The 2,606-nt window shown below is 70.1% G+C and carries 3 protein-coding genes; 2 read left to right on the top strand and 1 reads right to left on the bottom strand.

Features of this window, described 5'->3' with window-relative positions; all coding sequences use genetic code 11:
- Positions 1-612: cutinase family protein (locus tag Q0W90_RS24150; protein ID WP_297777163.1), on the top strand; the 612-nt coding region annotated here is incomplete at its 5' end.
- Positions 613-627: 15 nt separating this feature from the next.
- Here the strand turns inward: Q0W90_RS24150 and Q0W90_RS24155 are convergent.
- Complete coding sequence (locus tag Q0W90_RS24155; RefSeq protein WP_297777165.1) at positions 628-1,407, bottom strand: Rv3717 family N-acetylmuramoyl-L-alanine amidase; 780 nt, start codon at positions 1,405-1,407, stop codon at positions 628-630.
- Positions 1,408-1,482: 75 nt separating this feature from the next.
- Here Q0W90_RS24155 and Q0W90_RS24160 point away from each other — a divergent pair.
- Positions 1,483-2,606, top strand: a 1,124-nt coding sequence (locus Q0W90_RS24160) for an acyl-CoA dehydrogenase (protein WP_297777168.1), incomplete at its 3' end; no start/stop codon positions are given.

The raw sequence follows: 2,606 nt of genomic DNA on the forward strand, positions 1-2,606 counted from the left end.
CAAGTGGTCTTCGCCCGCGGCACCGGCGAAGCCCCGGGCGTGGGCCCCACCGGACAAGCCTTCACCGACGGGCTGCGCCAACGCGTCGGCGACCGCTCCTTTGACGTCTACCCCGTCAACTACCCCGCCACCGAGCAGTGGGACACCGGCCTCGACGGCATCAGAGACGCCAGCACCCACATCGTCTCGATGGCCCACGACTGCCCCAACACCAAAATGGTCCTCGGCGGCTACTCCCAAGGCGCAGCCGTCATGGGCTTTGTCACCTCCGCCGCCGTCCCCGACGGCGTCGACCCCGCCACCGTCCCCAAACCCCTGGCCCCCGACATCGCCAACCACGTCTCCTCGGTCGTGCTCTTCGGCATGCCCAACGTGCGCGCCATGAACTTCCTGGGCGAACCCCCCGTCGTCATCGGGCCCACCTACCAGGACAAAACCCTCAAAGTCTGCGCCACCGAAGACCCCGTCTGCTCCGACGGCATGAACTTCGCCGCCCACGACACCTACGCCGACGACGGCTCCATCATCGCCAAAGGCGTCACCTTCGCCTCCAGCCACCTCGGCACGGGCGGGCCGGCGCCGCTGCCGACGGGCGGAGGCTTCGGCGAGTGAGCCGCCGCTCCTCGGTTAGCCGGTCGCGGCTTTGGTGTTCAGAAAGGCGACTATCCCCCGGGTGACCGCGACGGCGTATTTCGCCCGGCCGTCCGCGCTTTGCATCCGCGCGACGTCGCCCGCGTTTTTCATGTTGCCGAGTTCGACGAGGACCGCCGGGTACTGAGCGAGGTTCAGCCCGGCGAGGTCGTCGCGGCCGTACAAACCGTCCGAGCCGATGTAGTTGGCCGGCGGTAAACCCGTCTGGGCCAAGGCATCCCGCATCGCATGGGCCAGCTGCACCGCGGGACCGGCCTGGACGTCGTTCAGCGGCGGGCTGGAGTAGTTGACGTGGAACCCGCTGCCCGACGGGGGCCCACCGTCGGCGTGGATGCTCACGATCGCGTCCGGGCGCATGGCGTTGGCCGCCGCCGCGCGTTGGTCGATGCACGGGCCGACGCCGTTGTCGCCGTCGCGAGACAGCTGGGTGCGGACGCCCATCTGGTTCAGCGCATCGCTGATCAGCCCCACCACCGCCCAGGTGAACGCGTGCTCGGGATAGCCGTCATCTGCCGCGGCGCCCGAGGTCTGGCACGGCTTGGTGCCACCGCGGCCGTTGGGAACCTGCCGGCTGATCGACGCGTCGTTGACGGCGTTGTGGCCGGGGTCGAGGAAGACGGACATCCCGGCGACGCCGGCGGCCGCGCGCGGGGTGGGCAGGACCGCGGCGGCGCCCAAGACCGCCGGCATGACACCGGCGATCTTCAGGATGTCGCGGCGTGCGATGGATCGCAGACCACCGGGGCGATCGTTCACCGCGCGATGGTAGCAATCGGCGATGGAGCCGCGCGCCCACAATTACATACTAAAAAGTATGTTACGGTCGGGTGCATGTCCGTGGTCGACAGCCGCCCCCTGCACGGCATCACCGACGAATTCGTCGCGCGGCTCGCCGATCGCGCCGAGGAGGCCGAGCGGTTGCGGCGGCTGCCCGCCGCGACGGTCGACGATTTCCAGCAGACCGACCTGTTCCGGTTGTTGCTTCCGGCCCGGTTCGGCGGGCTTCAAGCGTCCTTTCCCGAACTGCTGCAGCCGATTCGGCGGATGGCGCATGGCTGCGCCTCGAGTGCCTGGACGCTGGGTTTCTACGCGCTGCACAACTGGATGCTGTCGTTGTTCGATGCGCGGGCGCAGGAGGAGGTGTTCGCGTCAGGCTCAGTGCTGGCGCCGGCACCCCTGGCCCCGACCGGGCGTGGCACCCCGGCCGACGGCGGCGTGCGGGTGACCGGCAGGTGGTCGTGGGCGACGGGCGCGATGGATGCCGACTGGGTGGTCGTCGGCGCGCTGATCGAGCGCGAGGACCGGATCGATCCGGCGCTCGTGGTGGTGCCCGCCGGCCAGGTCGAGGTCCTCGACACCTGGCACACCGCCGGTATGCGCGGCACCGGTTCGCATGACCTGGTCATCGACGACGTCCTCGTCCCCGAGCATCGATTGGTCGCCGTGGCCGACATCTACGGCGGGACGGCGCCCGGCGCGCGTGAGCACGGGGTCCCGACCTACCGGTGGCCGATGGTTCCCGCGCTGGCGCTGACGGCGTCGATGCCCGTGCTCGGGACCGCGGAACGGGTGACCGAGCTCTTCGCCGAGCGGCTGAGCGGACGGGTGCTGCCCTACAGCGGGGTCGCGCAAAAGGATCAGCCCGCCGCGCAGATCCGGCTCGGCGATGCCCGGGTGCGACTGAGCGCGCTGCGAGCGTTGATCGCCAAGACCGCCGACGAGATCGAGGCGATCGTCGTCAGCGGCGAGCGGGTGAGCCGATCGGTGCGGGGCGATGCCCGGCTGGCGGCCGCCCGCACCGTGCACGAGTGCCGGGCGATCATCGCCGATCTCTTGGAAGCGTCCGGCGCCAGCGCCCACTTCCTGTCCAGCCCCCTGCAGCGGGCCAAGCGCGATGTGGACATCGCCGCGGGTCATGTCGTGTTCGACTACGACACGAGTCGAGAGTTGGCCGG

Origin of the sequence: Mycobacterium sp. (genome assembly GCF_025933915.1) — a bacterium.
GTDB lineage: Bacteria > Actinomycetota > Actinomycetes > Mycobacteriales > Mycobacteriaceae > Mycobacterium.